Origin of the sequence: Bradyrhizobium sp. SZCCHNR1051 (assembly GCF_032489615.1) — a bacterium.
Classification (GTDB): domain Bacteria; phylum Pseudomonadota; class Alphaproteobacteria; order Rhizobiales; family Xanthobacteraceae; genus Bradyrhizobium.
This window is the reverse complement of the sequence record NZ_JAUEYJ010000014.1, coordinates 23,629-41,255: the sequence shown is the minus strand read 5'-3', so window position 1 is coordinate 41,255 and position 17,627 is coordinate 23,629. Positions and strand designations below refer to the sequence as shown.

Genomic DNA, 17,627 nt, shown 5'->3' with positions numbered 1-17,627 from the left:
TGATTGCGTTGTTTTGCCTTGGATGCTCTGGCTACTGGTAGCCGGTATCCGGCGGGATCAAGAATGCACTGCGATGGATTTCGCGCATTCTCTATATAGAACCGAAGCATGTCTGGCCCCACGGGTGCGCCAGGTCTCACTTTGTTGACCGTTAATTGTGAGCAAGGTTGATTGCGAATGGCAGGCGGGACCCGATCTGGAGATGGTAAACCGCCTGAGCCTGATGGTCGCACGTCCGCACCTTCGATCAGCCTCCCCAAAGGCGGCGGCGCTATCCGCGGGATAGGCGAGAAATTTTCCGTCAACTCGGCCAGCGGGACTGGGGCAACGAGTGTCCCGATCGCGGTGAGTCCTGGACGATCGGGTTTCGGTCCGCAGATATCTCTCGGCTATGACTCTGGCGGCGGAAACGGGCCCTTCGGCTTCGGCTGGTCGATCAATTTGCCGCATATCACCAGAAGAACAGACAAGGGATTGCCGCAGTATCACGATCTCGACGAGTCCGATGTTTTTCTGATTTCAGGCGCTGAGGATCTCGTCCCATTGTTGAATGCGGACGGCAGCAGATCCGCCAACACGGCCAGCTATCCAGGATTCCTGGTACAGCGCTATCGTCCGCGGATTGAGTCGTCATTCGATCGCATCGAGCGTTGGACGAGGACGAACGACGGTGACGTCCACTGGCGTTCTATTTCACGGGACAACATCTTGACGATCTACGGGAAGGATGAAACGTCCCGCATCTCCGACCCGGCTGATCCTCGCCGCGTTTTCACCTGGTTGATATGCGAGCGCCGGGACGACAAGGGTAACGCCGTCATCTACGAGCATAAACCGGAGGACGGGGCTGGCGCCAATCTCAGTCTTGCGTGCGAGCGCAACCGCGGACAACGCAGCGACCCGAGGCGCGCGGTCAACCGATACATCAAGCGCATCTTGTACGGTAACCGCCTGCCGCTGCTGGATGCGGGTGGTCGCAGACCTCGGCTCGTGACATCCGATCAGGTCCGTGACGCCAAATGGATGTTCGAGGTCGTCTTCGACTATGGCGAACATTCATCGGAGGCTCCCACGCCCGCAGAAGCCACCCCATGGGCATATCGCGCGGATCCCTTCTCGTCTTACCGCGCCGGCTTCGAAATCAGAACAACGCGTCTGTGTGAACGCGTGTTGATGTTTCATCACTTTCCAGATGAGCCGATCGGCGACGATTGCCTGGTGCGCTCGACGGATCTTGGCTACGGCTCAGCACAAGCTGGACAGGCTCCTTACAGCTTTTTGCGATCGGTCACCCAAAATAGCTACGTTCGACAGGCCGGAGGCTATCTCAAGCGCGGGCTGCCGCCGCTCGAATTCGAATACAGCGAACCAGTGGTTCAGCATTCCGTGCAGACCGTCGATGCAGCCAGCCTCGAAGACCTCCGGACCGCCGTCGACGGCACTAACAGCCGGCTCGTCGACCTGCATGGCGAAGGCGCCGCGGGCATCCTCACCGAGCAGGACGACGCCTGGTTCTACAAGAGCAACATCGGTATTGGTTTTGCTCCTCTCCGGCGAGTGCGCGCCAAGCCCAACAACACCCTTGCCGGCGGGCAAGCGCAACTCATGGACCTGTCCGGCGACGGCCGGCTCGACTTGGTCGTGCTCGATGGCCCCATGCAAGGCTTCTACGAACATGACGATGCGGAAGAGTGGCGTCCGTTTCATGCGTTCGCCAGGCCGATAAACCGCAAACTCAGCGATCCCAATGCAAGAATGGTTGATTTGGATGGGGACGGCGTTGCCGATGTGCTGATTACCGAGGATGAGGCCTTCGTTTGCTATGCGTCGCTGGCAGAGCGGGGGTTTTCCCCTGCCTGGCGCACGCGCCAGAAGGTCGACGAAGAGGAGGGGCCGCGTCTCGTCTTTGCCGATGGCAAACAGTCGATCTTCCTTGGCGATTTCAGCGGTGACGGCCTTTCCGACCTGGTGCGTATTCGCAACGGCGAAATCTGTTATTGGCCGAACCTTGGTTATGGCCGTTTCGGCGCCAAGATCACGATGGACGGCGCTCCCTGGTTCGACAGGCCGGACCAGTTCGCGAACGCGCGCATCAGATTGGTCGACATCGACGGATCCGGCACAACCGACCTCGTCTATTTGCATCGTGACGGGGTGCACATCTATTTCAATTGTTCGGGCAACAGTTGGAGCCCGCCGACGCGTTTGCCGGCATTTCCGCGCGTCGATAATCTCGTCTCGATCTACGCCGCCGATCTGTGGGGCAAGGGCACCGCCTGCCTCGTCTGGTCCTCATCCTTGCCGTCCGACGCGCATCATCAAATGCGCTATGTCGATTTGATGGGAGGCCGCAAGCCCCACTTGCTGGTGAGGATCATCAACAATCTCGGCGCGGAGACCCGGATCGAATATGCGGCTTCGACCAAGTTCTACCTGCAGGACAAGTACGCCGGCACGCCGTGGCTCACCCGGCTTCCTTTCCCCGTGCAAGTGGTGGAGCGGGTGGAGACTTTCGATTACATCAATCGCAATCGTTTCACCGTCCGCTACGCCTACCACCATGGCTATTTCGATGGCGTCGAGCGCGAGTTCCGAGGCTTCGGCATGGTCGAGCAGTGGGACACCGAGGATCTCGCCGCGGTGACAGGCGCGTCGGCGAGCGACACCGGCATCGACGCCTCGTCGTACGTACCGCCCGCCTATACAAAAACGTGGTTTCATACCGGTGCATTCCTTGGCGAAGGCCGTATTTCACGCCTGTTTGCCGGCGATGCGGTCGAGAGGGGTGATTACTACCGCCCGCCCGGGCTCACCGACGATCAGGCTCGCGCGTTGCTGCTGTCCGACAGTGTATTGCCGTCCGGCTTGACGCCTGATGAGCAACGTGAGGCAACCCGCGCGTTGAAGGGTGCGATGCTGCGCCAGGAGATTTATGCGCGCGACAACACACCTAAGGCAGCGCATCCCTACCTGGTCGCGGAGCAGAACTTCAGCATCAATTGCCTGCAACAGCGCAGCGGCAACCGGCACGCGGTGTTCCTCAGCCATATCAGCGAGTCCCTTCAGTTTCATTACGAGCGCAATCCGGCCGATCCGCGGATGCAACATGTCATCAACCTGGAGGTCGACGCGTACGGAAACATGTTGAAAGAAGTATCCATCGGTTACGGTCGGCGGCAGCCCGTCCTTGGGTTGCCACTGCATTCCGATCAGGACAAGCAAACCCGCGCGCTCATTACCTACACCGAGAATAGTCTGACGAACGCGATCGATGACGTCTCTGTTCACCCCGACGACTATCGAACGCCTCTCGCTGGCGAAACCGAGCTCTTTGAACTCACGGCTTACACCCCAACCGGCCCGTCCGGCCGCTATCAAGCGGGCGATTTCATCCGTGTCGACGCCGCCCGGCCGGGCGAGCTCATCGCCATATTCGACAGTGAGATCGCATACGAACAGGCGCCCACCAACGGCAGGCAACGTCGCCTGATCAAGAGCGAGCGCACACTGTATCGTCCCGACGATCTGGGCACTGCGCGCGGCGACCCTCTCTTCTTGCTGCCGCTGGGCCAGGTCGAATCGTTGGCATTGGTCGGCGAAAGCTACAAATTGGCGTTCACCGCGGGCTTGCTGGCGCAAGTATTTCAGCGTGAAGGTCAGGCGCTCCTGCCGAATCCTGCCGACATTCTAGCGGTGGACTTGTCCGGCGGCGCTGCGAGCGACCGTGGAGGCTATGTCGATTTGGGGGACGGCCGCTGGTGGGCCCCGAGCGGTCGAGCCTTTCTTTCGCTGGGCACCGGTGACACGGCGGCCCAGGAACTCGCCAACGCGCGTGCACACTTCTTCCTTCCCTGCCGTTTTCGGGATCCCTTCCACACCAGGGGAGCGAGCACCGAAAAGTTCATCGTCTATGACGCTTACGACCTACTTGCGGTCGAGAGCCGGGATGCGGCAGGGAACCGCATCACGGCGGGTGCCCGGTCGGCGGATGGGACGGTACAGCCGGCCAACGACTATCGTGTGCTCCAGCCACGCCTCGTGAGCGACGCCAATCGCAATCGCACCGAAGTGTCCTATGACGCGCTCGGCATGGTGGTCGGCACTGCGGTGATGGGCAAGCCCGAGGGAAATCTGGGGGACTCGCTGTCCGGTTTCCAGCCCGACTTGTCGGATGCCGTGGTCGCCGATCATATCGCCAATCCGTTGTCGGATCCGATGGCGATCCTTGGACGAGCGACGACGCGGCTGGTTTACGATCTCTTCGCTTATCTGCGGACCCGTGCCGACCCTCAGCCGCAGGCGCTGACGGTTTATACGTTAGCGCGGGAAACCCACGCCGCCGACCTCGTCGCTGGGCAAAAGCCCAACGTGCAGCACAGCTTCTCCTATTCGGACGGACTAGGCCGGGAAATTCAGAAAAAAGTCCAGGCCGAGCCGGACAATGCTGGCGCCTCTGCGGGGGCGCCACGCTGGGTCGGAAGTGGTTGGACGATTTTCAACAACAAGGGCAAGCCGGTCCGGCAATACGAGCCGTTTTTCAGTGCGACACACCATTTCGAATTTGCGCCTCTCGTCGGAGTAAGCCCGATCCTGTTCTACGACCCGCTGGATCGGGTGATCGCGACCCTGCATCCGAACCAGAGCTACCAGAAGGTGGTTTTCGACGCATGGCGGCAGGACACGTGGGACGCAAACGATACCGTGCTTGCCGATCCGCGCACCGACGATGACGTCAAAGGTCTCACACAGAATTTTTTCGCAAGCCTGCCGAATAACCCGCCATGGCAGACCTGGTACGCACAACGGCAGGGCGCCGCCCTGGGAGCGCACGAGCAGGCCGCCGCCGTCAAGGCCAGCGCGCACGCCAACACACCTACCGTGGCGCATGTCGACAGCATTGGCCGGCCGTTTCTCACTCTCGCGCATAATGGCTTTGACCCGCAAACGCAGCCGATCCTGTACGCCTCGCGGGTCGATCTGGATATTCTGGGTAAGCAGCGTGCCGTTCGCGACGCATCGATTCAGGCCGGCGATGCGCAAGGCCGCGTCATCATGCGGTATGACTATGACTTGCTCGGTAACTGCATTCATCACCTCAGTATGGAAACGGGCCCGCGCTGGATGTTGGGCGACGCGGCTGGAAAAGCTATCTGGGTATGGAACAGCCGCGGCCACGGCTTGAGCACGCAATATGATGTTTCGCGCCGACCGCTGCGTGTATTCGTCACCGGCATCGATCCCGCGACCCCCGACCGCGCGCTGTTGACCGAGAGGTTCGTCTACGGAGAACAGCATCCGCAAGGCGAGATGCAAAACTTGCTTGCGCGAGTCTACCTGCACCTCGATCAGGCGGGGGCCGCGGTCAACGACGAACACGATTTCAAGGGAAATCCGTTGGTGGCGTCGCGCCGCATCGCCGTCGAATACAGGCAAACACTTGATTGGGCTGCGGTCGACGCCACGGTGCCACCTGGTCCCGCGAAACTGGACCCCGACGCACTCAAACTCGCGCTTGGGCCGCGGCTCGAGGGCGACGTCTACACAAATCACATGACCTATGACGCGCTTAACCGCATGCTGACGCTGACCATGCCTGACAATTGCATGATCCGTCATGGCTACAATGCCGCTAATCTGCTTGAGCGGGTGGACGCTACATTGTCGGCCGTCACCGGCGGCAGTCAGCCGGTATGGACCGCATTCGTTGCCAACATCGATTACGATGCTAGGGGCCAGCGGCTGCGGATCGATTACGGCAACGCCATCAAGACCGTCTACGAATACGATCCACTGACATTTCGCTTGACGCATCTGGTCACGCAGCGGGACGCTGCGGCCTTCCCGAACGACTGCCCGCAGTTGCCACCGGGAGGCTGGCCCGGCTGCCAGTTGCAGAATCTCCGCTACACCTATGATGCCGCCGGCAACGTCACTCATGTCGACGACAGCGCACAGCAGACCGTTTACTTTCGCAACAAGCGTGTCGAGCCGAGCGCCGACTATACCTACGATCCCCTGTATCGCCTGATCGAGGCGACCGGCCGGGAACATCTGGGACAGGTTGGCGGCGCGCCGATCCCGCATTCCTGGAACGACGCGCCGCGGGTCGGCATCGCCTGGTCGGGCAATGACGGTAATGCGATGGGGACGTATGTCGAGCGATATTTGTATGATGCCGCCGGAAATTTTCTCGAGACCCGGCATCGCGGCAGCGATCCGGCCAACCCCGGCTGGACCCGCAGCTACGCCTACGACGAAACCAGCTTCATCGAGAACGGCGCAGCCGGCGCACCGCGCAAGACCAGCAATCAATTAAGCCGCACGACGATCGGCGGTGCTTCCGAAAACTATCGTTACGATGCCCACGGCAACATGACGCGAATGCCGCAGTTGGGCGCCGTCGATCCTGCCCCAAACATCACCTGGGATTACCGCGATCAACTTGGGAAAGCGGATCTTGGCGGCGGCGGAACGGCGTACTATGTCTATGACGCCGCCGGCCAGCGCGTCCGCAAGGTGTGGGAGAAATCCACCAATCTCGTCGAGGAGCGTGTTTACCTCGGCGCCTTCGAGATTTTCCGCCGCCGCCAGGGCACCACGCGGCTGGTGCGCAAAACCTTGCACGTCATGGACGACAAGCGGCGGATCGCGCTCGTGGAGACGCGCACGCTCGACATGGCCGGCACCGATACTTCGCCGGCGCAACTTACCCGCTATCAATTGAGCAACCAGCTCGATTCATGTTGCCTGGAGCTCGACGCGCAGGCGCAGCTCATTTCCTACGAGGAGTACACACCTTACGGCAGCACGTCCTATCAGGCGGTCCGCAGTCAGACCGAAACACCGAAGCGCTTTCGTTACACCAGCAAGGAGAGAGACGAGGAAACCGGCCTCTACTACAACGGGGCGCGATACTACGCGCCGTGGCTGGGGAGGTGGACCGCATGCGATCCGGCAGTGTTAGCAGGAGGATGGAATCTCTACGTCTATTCCAGAAATTCGCCAATTGGCTATCACGATCCTACGGGACTGGCTGAAGAGGATACGATCGGCGAGTCCTTTCGGGCTGGCGGGAATGGAAACTTGCCAAGACCAGGAACGTTGGACATCGACGAGATTCAGGCGATTTCGAGAGGCGGGTCATGGAGTAGTGCGAGCAACAAACGATTCGACATCTCTGTGAACAATCGATTCACAAAGAAAGATTTTGATTTCATGGGTCCAGCGCCTCCCCCGAGATCACAAATTTCGTTGGCAGAAGAATTCGCAAAAGGAGAGGAAGCGTTTCTGAAAGCGGCTGGACAAATCACTTTCCGCACTTTCGGCGAAGTCAAGGAACTCGAAAAAATCACCAATGATGCCGTAGCCGCGCTACGGAATACTAATCGTTCTCCCAGAGAGCTGGCCAACGCGGTGAACCGATCCATTCGTGGACGCATCGCACGCGAAGCCACCGATGAGACGAAGATCGTGGCACGAGCCATGCGTGCGACTGGAATCGATCCAAAGACCCTTTCCCTCGTCAAGCAAGACGTTGTCACCGCCGAGTCCTCAGCAAAGACCGCCGCCGCCGCTCTGAAGTCTTCAGGGCCGGCTGCGGCGGTTTCAGAAGCTGCGGCGCCGAGCCGGTTTGCAGGGGCTATCTCGCCGGCAGGTGAAGCTCTGCATATGGTGTCAGTCTTCGCTGGAAGAGCCTTAACCGTTGTCGGAGCGAAGAGCGAAGCGGACCGGATGGTCAATTTCGAGCTGCAGCACGACCGGGGCGCGCTCAACGCCGCCCTGATGGGAACGACCATGTTTGCGGCGGGTGTGGCGGCCGGCGCATTCGACGATGCGCTTGCGATCGCCGAGGCTCCGCTGACGGGCGGTGCGATCACCATGGGCTCTTGGGAACAGAACGGCGCGGGTCCGATGCAGCACGCTATCGGCGAAGCGATGCGCGGATTCCTCGAATGGTCTTTTAAACATGGGCTCTAGATGCCGTCCAGCAGCAAAGGTGGTGAGGTAGCCATGAGTACTCCAGGACAGCATTTCTCGACAAAGCGGTCGTCAATTTCAGCTGAGTCGAAAAGCCGATGACATGACGAATTAAAGCAGCCGGATTTGATACACGATGGCCAAGCGAGGGGGAAGTTCCATGGCTGCGAAGAAGCAGGACTGCTCGATTCATGGCATCGTGAAGCTGCCCTCCGGTGTTACCGGGAGCGATCTCGACGTGATCGCCTATGCGCGAGAGCTGCGGACGCGTCGCGAATTGGGTCGCGCCCGTACTGACCACATCGGCGAGTACGTCATCCGCTATCAGTGGGAACTGCCGGAGGGAACGCGGAGACAGGGGCTGGACCTGGCGATCGAGGTGACGTCGCGGGCCGGGCCGTCACTGTATTTGTCGTCCATCATATTCAATGCGCCCGACCAGCTCGTCTTCGATATCGACCTGCAACGGGAACCGGATGAACCGGAATTCGACCGGATTGTCCGGCTCGTTCAGCCGTTGACGGAGACGCAGCATCTGCCGCTGCGCGAGCTCGAGGAGAATGACCAACACCGCGACATCACCTTCCTGGCCGGCGCGTCGGGCCTCCGGCGCGATCGCCTCATCGACTTCGCCATTGCGCAAAAGCTGGCCACCGACCGACTCCCTGCAGAGTTCTGGTTCGCATTATTGCGCACCGCCGTGCGCCAGCCGCTGCCGCCGGTGTCCGGATGGCCTTCGCTGCAAGCCGCCGCCCAGGCGACGATGGCGCGGGCGCTGCGGGTTTCTCCGCGCAGCGTCGCAACGGGGTTGAACGAGGCGCTCGCGCGCGGCGTGCTCGGCGCCACATCAGAGGATACGCGTTCCCGATGGTCAAACGCGTTCCGTGATTCCGTGATCGCGTCCGCAGGTGCTTCCGGCTCCGACGCGGCGACCGATGCGTCGCTCGACCCGGCCGTCGCGCCAGTTGGCCACATCGGGCGTATATTGCACGTTGCCGACATCCCGGCGGACAAGCACGGCCCGGTGATCGAAGCATTCGCGGACGCGGACAGCCACAGGAATGCGCTCGATCAACTGCATGACAACAAGATCGTCGATACCGGCGAACTGCATGCGCTCAATACGCATTTGGCTGTGTACGACATTGCGCGCGGCGATCTGGGCATCGCCGCTGCCGTCAAGGAACTCGAGGTGGATGCGCGACATCCGCATGCGCTGCGCAATCTGGCCCGCAACCAGGCGGGCGATTGGCTCGGTGTCATGGAGAAGCTCGGATTGCAGACGCCGGACTTCATTGACGGTGAGACGGCGGAGCAGAGGCGCGCTAATTACGCCGACTTTCTCGTGTCGCAATTCCATGGCCGTTTCCCAACCGCCGCGTTTGCCGCGCAGCTGGCGAAAAATCAGGGCGACACCGGTCCCGGTCACGCGTCCGAGCTGGTGCGGTTTCTCGACAGCAATCCCGGCTTCGAGTTGACCTCCACACCGGTCGATCAGTTCCTGAAGAATGGGGTGCACCCCAGCACGGCGGCCCTAGCCGGGAATCCGGATTTCGTCGACGCGCTCAAGGCAAGCCAGCGGGTTCTGAAGATTTCGAATCCGGTCGCGGCAAACACCTTGCTGGCGAGTGGCCTCCATTCGGCGCAGCAGATTCATCAAATGGGCCAGGAGAGTTTCGTCAAAACGTTTGCCGACAAGCCCGGCTTCACCGAGTTCGCTGCGGCCGATGTTTTTCAGAGCGCAACCGATACCCACGCAGCGACCCTCGCGCTCGCCGGCGAACTGCACGCGCTGGACAGCGCCAACGCGGTATTCGCGTTGAACACCGGCACCAGCGTGATCGACAAGCTCCCGGATCTCGCAGGTCTGTTCGGCAATCTTGGCTCGTGCACGTGCGATCAGTGCAGCTCGGTATTCAGCGCGGCGGCCTATCTGGCGGACGTCCTGATGTATCTCAAAGCTCGCAAGATAGGCAATTCCGACGTCAAGTCGATATTGCTGACCAGGCGGCCGGAGATCGGCGACATTCAGCTGACCTGCGAGAACGCCAATACCATGCTGCCCTATGTGGACCTTGCGTGCGAGGTTCTGGAGGAGCGCGTGGCGCCATGGAAGGTGCTGCACGGCGCCGGCCTTGCGGCCCATCTGGTGCCGGGGGCCGTGGATGACACCGTCAGAACTGCGTTTTCAGTCGGCGAACCTTCGATCTCTCTCACGAACAAGGCGGTGATTGCGGCCGCCGACGGCTCGGGAGCGATCATGGTGCGCGACGGTCATCGCGCATGGCGCGTTCGGCTTGTCAGTGGCGCATTTCAGGTATCAGTGCTCCGCCAGACGACGGGTACCAGCGACGAGCTTTCCGCCAATCCCGAATATGTCAACGTAGCCGCCTACCAAAAGCTATCCGACGCGACGTACCCACTTACGCTGCCATTCGACCTTCCGAGCGAAGAAGTGCGCGCATATCTCGCCAAGGTCGGTGTCGAGCGTTCTGCCGTCATGGAGGCCTTCCGCAGCAGCGCGCCGCAGTCGGATGACAGCGACACGGCGGGTGAATTCTTCGGCATTACGCCAAAAGAGGCCGGGCTTATCTTCACCAGCGATATCGCAAGTCAGTCTCAGTATTGGGGTGAGGCCACCAACGATTCCGCAAAAAAAAATCTCGCTCACGTGGATGCCTTCCTTGCGAAGTCGCGATTGTCGTACGACGAATTGCAGACGCTTTTGGGTCTGACATTCATCAATCCGGACGGCCGAATCTCGATCGTTCCGGTGGATGCATCGTGCGACACCAGCACAAAGTCTATCCAGCCGCTGGACGAGACCATTCTCGACCGAATTCATCGCTTTCTTCGCTTGTGGCGCAAGCTTGGCTGGCGAATGTGGGAAGTCGATCTGGTGATCGGCAATCGCATGATCGGGAACGGCCAAATCAATGATGAGTTGCTCCGCAAACTTCACACCTTCACACAAGTCCGGCGAATGCTCGGCAACCTGGAGGTGGAGAAAGCCTGCGCGCTGTTCGACAGTATCAACACGCGAGCGAAAGCTACCGGCACCGGCGGCCGGCCTGAGCCTTCGCTTTACGAGCAGCTATTCCTGAACAAGCGAGTGTCGCGTACGCCCGACCCGGCATTCGCGATGGGGCTGGTCACACAGGCTGACTCTACGCCACCCCCGCCGAACGTGGCTGCGATCATTCCCGACCACGGCGGTGCAGTGATGGCGGCGCTGCGGGTGAGCGACGCCGATCTCAATCTGCTCCTCAAGCTCAACAAGTCGGCAGCGGCGCAGACCGCCGCGTCTTCGACCTATATCGACGGGAAGTTGAGTCTCTCCAATCTTTCCTTCCTTTACCGGCACAGCCTGTTGATGAAGCTCCTGAACATCAAGGGGAGCGATTGGGCGAGACTGCTGTATCTTGTGCAAGCCGACGTGTTCGGCTCACCGGCGAACCTACTTTCGTTCCTGAGGCTCAACGAACGGTTCAAGACGCTCGGTTTCACCGTCGATGAACTGAGCTATCTGCTCGCGGCGGACTTCGCGGCAAAAGCAGCGCAACCGGAGACCACAATTGCGGGCGCACTGACGCCGTTACGAAAGGCGCTGCAGGCGATTCCCGTTACCGATCCCGCAACGCTTCCGACCGATCCGGCAGGCTGCATCGCTCTCATCACGGCGCAGCTACTCGCGCTGGGATGGAATGCGAAGATCATCGATGAACTTGCGGCTTTGCTCAAGCCTGAGATCAGGGTCGATACCATTCCGGATGCGTTTGCAGGATTCCCCGATGCGTTGGGAATTCGACAGATCGGTTACGACGCAAAAGCAAAAAGCATCACGTTCACCGGCATCATGACCGCTGCGCAGCGCGACAAGCTTTTGCAAGACAATTCGCTCAACGCCATTACTGGCCTGCCCAAGTACCAGGATGCCATCAATGGCATGTTCACGCGCACGCACGTGGCGATGAAGTTCTTTTGGCCGGAGTTTCGCGTGCCATTGAAGGTATTGCCGGCCGGTGCCGACTTTTCCAAGCTGTCGCCCCCCGCCTTTGCCAGCAAGGTCAGTTACGACGCCGACGATGGCGAACTCGTCTTCTTCGGTGTGATGAATCCGGACCAGCAGCGCCAGCTGAAGGGATTGGCCGCCGGCGACCAGGCCTACGCTGCTGCGGTGGACGCCCTCTTTGCCGCATGCTCCGGCGACTTGCCGGACCAGCACTGGGTCGGGGACGGCGATGATGTCGCCGCCGCCGCGAAGAGCCTCGCGGCGTATACCGCTGTCCACATGACGCGCGCCGCGGCGATCCAGGGGCTGAGCCAGGCCGTGGGTGTTGCACCGGATGTCGGCGGGCGCCTGCTGACCACGACCACGCTTTTCAACGCCAGGCCCGTGCTTGACGATTTTATCGACCAGGCGTTCGTCGCATCGAGCGCAGCGATATCTTCCGCAACGTTCCCGAATGTGATCGCCGGATATCGGTGGCTTCACCGCGTCGCGCTGATCCTGGGCAAATCGAAACCCAATATCGTCGAAGTCGAATTCGTTACGGACAACGCCGCGACGATCGGTGTTGTCGACCTCAAGGCGCTTCCGCTGATCGCAGATACCGGCAAGCTCGGGATGAAGGCGATCGCTCCGCTGCTCGATCTGACGCGGTTATTTCAGCTGCAGCATGGGCTCAGCGCCCCCGGCCTGACACCGTTCGATGTTTTGGGCCGGCTGCTCCCTGACACCGGTTATTCCAACACGGCTTTTGCCGGTGACATGTCGGCGTTGACTGGCTGGTCGGCCGCAGACGTCGTGGCATTGACTGCCGCGCCCGGCGGTCTTGCTGAGGCCTATCCAGCGAAGTACCGGCAGGTCGCAGCATGGGAACACCTTGTGCGATGTTTCGACCTGATGACCCGCATGAACGCGTCGGCCGCAGCCGCCATGTCGTTGGCCGGAAAGCGTGTCGACGCCACAAGCGCGCAAACGCTTCAGCAGTTGCTGCGCGGAAAGTATGAGGAAACGCAATGGCTCGACATCAGCAAGTCGGTGCAGGACGGTCTGCGGCAACGCAAGCGAGACAGCCTGGTCGCTTATCTGCTGGCGCAGCCGGCACCGACGGACGCTCCTCCTGGAAAGTGGAACGACGCAAACGACCTGTATTCATACTTCCTGATCGACGTCGAGATGTGCGCATGCATGCAAACGTCGCGCATTGTGCAGGCAACAAACTCCGCACAGCTATTCGTTCAGCGCTGCTTCATGGGGCTCGAGCCGAACGTTCGTATTAGCACGGATGACGATTCGACCTGGCGGCAATGGAACTGGATGAAGGAGTATCGGGTCTGGGAAGCCAACCGGCGGGTGTTCGTTTATCCGGAGAACTACGCCGAGCCCGAATTGAGGCGCGATAAATCAGAGCTGTTCCAGAAGCTGGAGGACGACCTCCTGCATTCCGACATCACCAAGGACAGCGTCGATACGGCGTTCCGCAACTATCTCACGGGCCTCGACGAGATTGCCCAGCTCGAAGTTGCCGGCACCTATTTCCAGGAGTCGAACTCCACGTTGCATGTCTTCGGCCGTACGCCGGGCAGGGAACCGCACGTCTACTATTACCGCCAATTTATCAGCGCTCAGGAGCCCGGGCGCTGGACGCCATGGGCGAAGGTCGAGTGCGATATCAAGAGCGACTACCTTGTGCCTGTGGTGGCGAACGAACGCTTGCATCTGGTGTGGCCGGAGTTTCGCGAGGCGCCAAGCGAGCAGCCGGCGCAGCGATATCCCAGGGACCAGGATAAAGACGTCAAGCTGCCCACACCAACAAAGAAAATGGACGTCTATCTTGCGGTCACTGAATTGCGCAGTGGGAAATGGTCACCGAAGAAGGTTTCGCAGGAACCGGTGAGTGCGGGCGCACCGTATGATAACGATTTCAACGACAAGCCGTATGTCATTGTACCGCTCGACTTGAGCACGGTTTCCAAGGGCGCGTTGGCGCAAGGGCCGATCCTGCTACTGGTGTTCAAGCAAGACGACAAAGAAGGGCTGCCAAGTCTCCGACTTTTCGAGCTCGCCGGCTGCAAAGGTTATCCGGAGCCTTATGCCGGAAATCTGACGTTCGCGCCGAAGCTCACGCGCTTCGACAATGACGCAATGCTCTACATGAAGAACGTCGAGGGGACCAGAACGGACACCAATCCGCTGGCGATGACGAACAACGTCGGGTTCAGCGGACCAATCCTTTCGACTACGCCCGATCAGTTCAAGATCGCTTATCCACAATACTTGTTTGCGCTGGACCGGAAGAAACTGGAAAGTGCAGCGCCAACGGTTCCTCCCTCTGCCTATACGGTCACGTTGGGCGGGGGCGGCGACTGGTTCTACGCCGACAAGCTACGGACCTTCTTTGTTCGTTACGTAGGGCCGGTGGATCTCGAGCCCCTGCACTTCCAATTTCATGCGTTCTACCACCCGCTGACATGCTTCTTCATGCGGCAGCTCAACAGTCCCAGAGGTCTTGACGCGTTGATGTCCCGGGAGACGCAGTTCAAGGATAACAACCTGAATTTCAGCGAGCTGTACGGTCCGGTTTCGCCACTCATCTCTGATAAGACGTACCCAAAAGACGTCGCCAATTTCGATCCCGGCGAAAGCTATTCCGAGTACAATTGGGAGCTGTTCTTCTTCATCCCTCTGATGATTGCGTTGCGTCTGTCGGCGAACCAGAAGTTCGAGGATGCCATGCGCTGGTTCCACTACATTTTCGACCCAACCGGCGGGCACGACAAGGACCCGACGAAGCGGGATCCGAACACAAATGAGCCGCTAACAGCGCAGGCACCGCAGAAATACTGGATCGCCAAGCCGTTTTTTTCCACGATGGCCCAGGACTACATAGATGAGCGTATCGAGAGCCTGCTGACTCTGCTGGCCAAAAATCCCGGAATTCCCGACCCTTCGCCGCCGCTCACCATGGTTCGGATGATCTGGAACCATGTGCAGGAATGGCGCGCCAATCCGCTCGACCCGCACATCGTGGCCCAGTACCGGACCGTCGCCTATCAGAAACTGACGGTGATGAAGTATCTGGACAACCTGATCGCCTGGGGCGACCAGCAGTTCAGGAAATTCACCATGGAGTCGGTGAATACGGCGACGCAGCTCTACGTGCTCGCCTCGGAACTGCTGGGCCCGCGTCCAACCACCATTCGCCCGGCAGTGACGCGTGCGCCGGAGACCTATAATGAGATTGAGCCGCGGCTCGACGCGTTATCCAATGCCATCGCCAAACTGGAAAATCTTGTTCCGCCTCCACCGGCGGGCACGGGTGGCGGGACAAATGTGACGCCTCTTCCGACGCTGCCTCTGCTTTACTTCAGCATTCCGGGCAACGACAAGCTGCTCGGCTATTGGGATACTGTCGCCGATCGCCTGCACAAGATACGGAATTGCAAGGACCTGGACGGCGTGTCCCGTCAGCTCGCCTTGTTTGCTCCGCCGATCGATCCGGCGTTGCTGATTCAGGCCCTGGCCAGCGGCGCCAACCTTGCCGACGTCGTCGCGGGCCTCGACGCTCCGCTCCCGAATTATCGTTTCACCGCGATGTTGCGTACTGCCAACGAACTCGTCGGCGACCTCAAGGCACTGGGATCGTCACTGCTCTCGGCGCTCGAGAAAAAAGATGCAGAGGCCCTTACGCTGTTGCGCCAGCGGCAGGAAGTTGCGCTGCTGACTGCGACGCGCGCGGTCAAGCAAGCGCAGATCGGCGGCCTCAAGCAGTCGCTTGAGGGTCTGCAAAAAAGCAAGGAGATGGTGACGGTTCGGCGCGACTACTATGCGGGCCGACCCTTCATCAACCCGACCGAGGCGGGAGCGCTGGCCCTCAACACGGCGTCGCTCGTCGTGCATACCGCGGGCACCGTTGCAGACAATTTGGGTGGCGTCGTCGCGGCCATTCCCGATTTTCAGCTCGGCGCATCGGGGTTCGGCGGATCGCCCCACGTCACCATCAAAACGGGCGGTCAGAGCTTCGCCAAGGCTGCCGAGCTGCCGGCGCGCGCGTTGTACAACGTCGCGGCGATCATGGACAAAAGCGCGATGATAGCCTCGGTGCTGGCAGGCTATCAGCGGCGCATGGACGATTGGCAATTCCAGGTCAGCGTGGCCAACAAGGAACTGGAGCAGATGGACCGGCAGATTGCCGCAATGCAGGTTCAGCTCGACAATGCGCAACGCGAACTGGACAATCACGACCTGCAAATCGACAATGCCAAGGCGATCGACGCGTTCTTCCGCGGCAAGTACACCAACCAGGCCCTTTACCAGTGGACGATCGCGCAGATTTCGCAGACTTTCTGGCAGAGTTACCGGCTGGCCTACGACCTGGCGAAGCGGGCGGAACGTTGTTTCCAGTACGAGCTCGGCGTCGACAACACTTCGATTATCCAGTTCGGTTACTGGGACAATCTGCGCAGCGGCTTGCAGGCCGGCGAGCAGCTGCAATTGGCGTTGCGCCAGCTGGAAAGCGCCTATCTCGACCGAAACGTGCGCGAATTCGAGTGTACCAAGCACGTTTCCGTTGCCGCGTTGAATCCGCTGGCCTTGCTGAAGCTGAAGGACCTGGGTACCTGTCAGATCGACGTGCCGGAGGAACTTCTGGACCTCGACTACCCTGGTCACTACTTCAGGCGCATCAAGTCGGTGAGCCTGTCGCTTCCCTGCACCGCCGGGCCGCACACGACGGTCGGATGCACGTTGCGCCTCATCAAGAACATGATCCGGGTAACGCCGTCGGTCGGCGACGGCTATGCTCACAACAATGACGGCGGCGTCTTGACCGACGACGTTCGATTCCGGGAAAGCCATGTGCGCGTGAACGCCATCGCGACCGGTAGCGGACAGAACGACAGCGGAATGTTCGAGCTCAACTTCCACGACGAGCGCTACCTGCCGTTCGAAGGCGCAGGCGCGATCAGCACATGGCAGATCGAGCTGATGCCCGCCCGGAATCTGCGGCAGTTCGATTACAATACGATTTCCGACGTCGTCCTACACATCCACTACACGGCGCGGGAAGACGCCGGTCAACTCAAGATCGGCGCGATCGGCAACCTTCGCGACGTGTTGAGTGCGAATGCTCCGGGCATGGCCTTGCGACAGCTGCTCGACCTGCGTCGCGACTTCGCGACGGAGTGGAATGCGTTTATTCATCCTGCGGGTACGGATCCGCAGTTCCTGAAGCTCCGGCTCGGCAACGAGTATTTCGGAATGCTGGCGAGCGGGGCCGAGGTCGATATCACGGCTTTGACGCTGATCGCGCAAACCAAATCGCCTGACGAGATGAGGATGCAGATCAATCCGCTGTTCGGCGGCCAGGTCGTCCTGCCCGGAAGGAACGGTGGCGCGACATTCCGTTATGCCACGAAGACCTTCGACTACGTTTTCAATCCCAATGAGACGTGGTCGACCCGGATCTTCAAGACGGCGGATCCCAACAAGAACCTCGACCCCGACGAGTTCGAGGAGTGTTTCCTGATGATCGAATATAGATTGAAATTCCCATGATATCCGCGAGGAAAAGTCGGCGACCAGGCAATCGGGTCGAGCAGAAACGAAAGAGGGGACGCCATGGCGATTGAAAGGATCGGCACTG

2 protein-coding genes are annotated in these 17,627 nt (G+C 60.2%); both read left to right on the top strand.

The features are described 5' to 3' along the window. Positions 1–177: 177 nt before the first annotated feature. Complete coding sequence (locus tag QW868_RS18195; RefSeq protein WP_316231123.1) at positions 178–7,977, top strand: SpvB/TcaC N-terminal domain-containing protein; 7,800 nt, start codon at positions 178–180, stop codon at positions 7,975–7,977. A gap of 160 nt (positions 7,978–8,137) precedes the next feature. After that, positions 8,138–17,539 carry a neuraminidase-like domain-containing protein gene (locus tag QW868_RS18190; protein WP_316231122.1) on the top strand — a complete coding sequence of 3,134 codons (9,402 nt, stop codon included), beginning with the start codon at positions 8,138–8,140 and terminating at the stop codon, positions 17,537–17,539. The last annotated feature ends 88 nt before the right edge of the window (positions 17,540–17,627 follow it).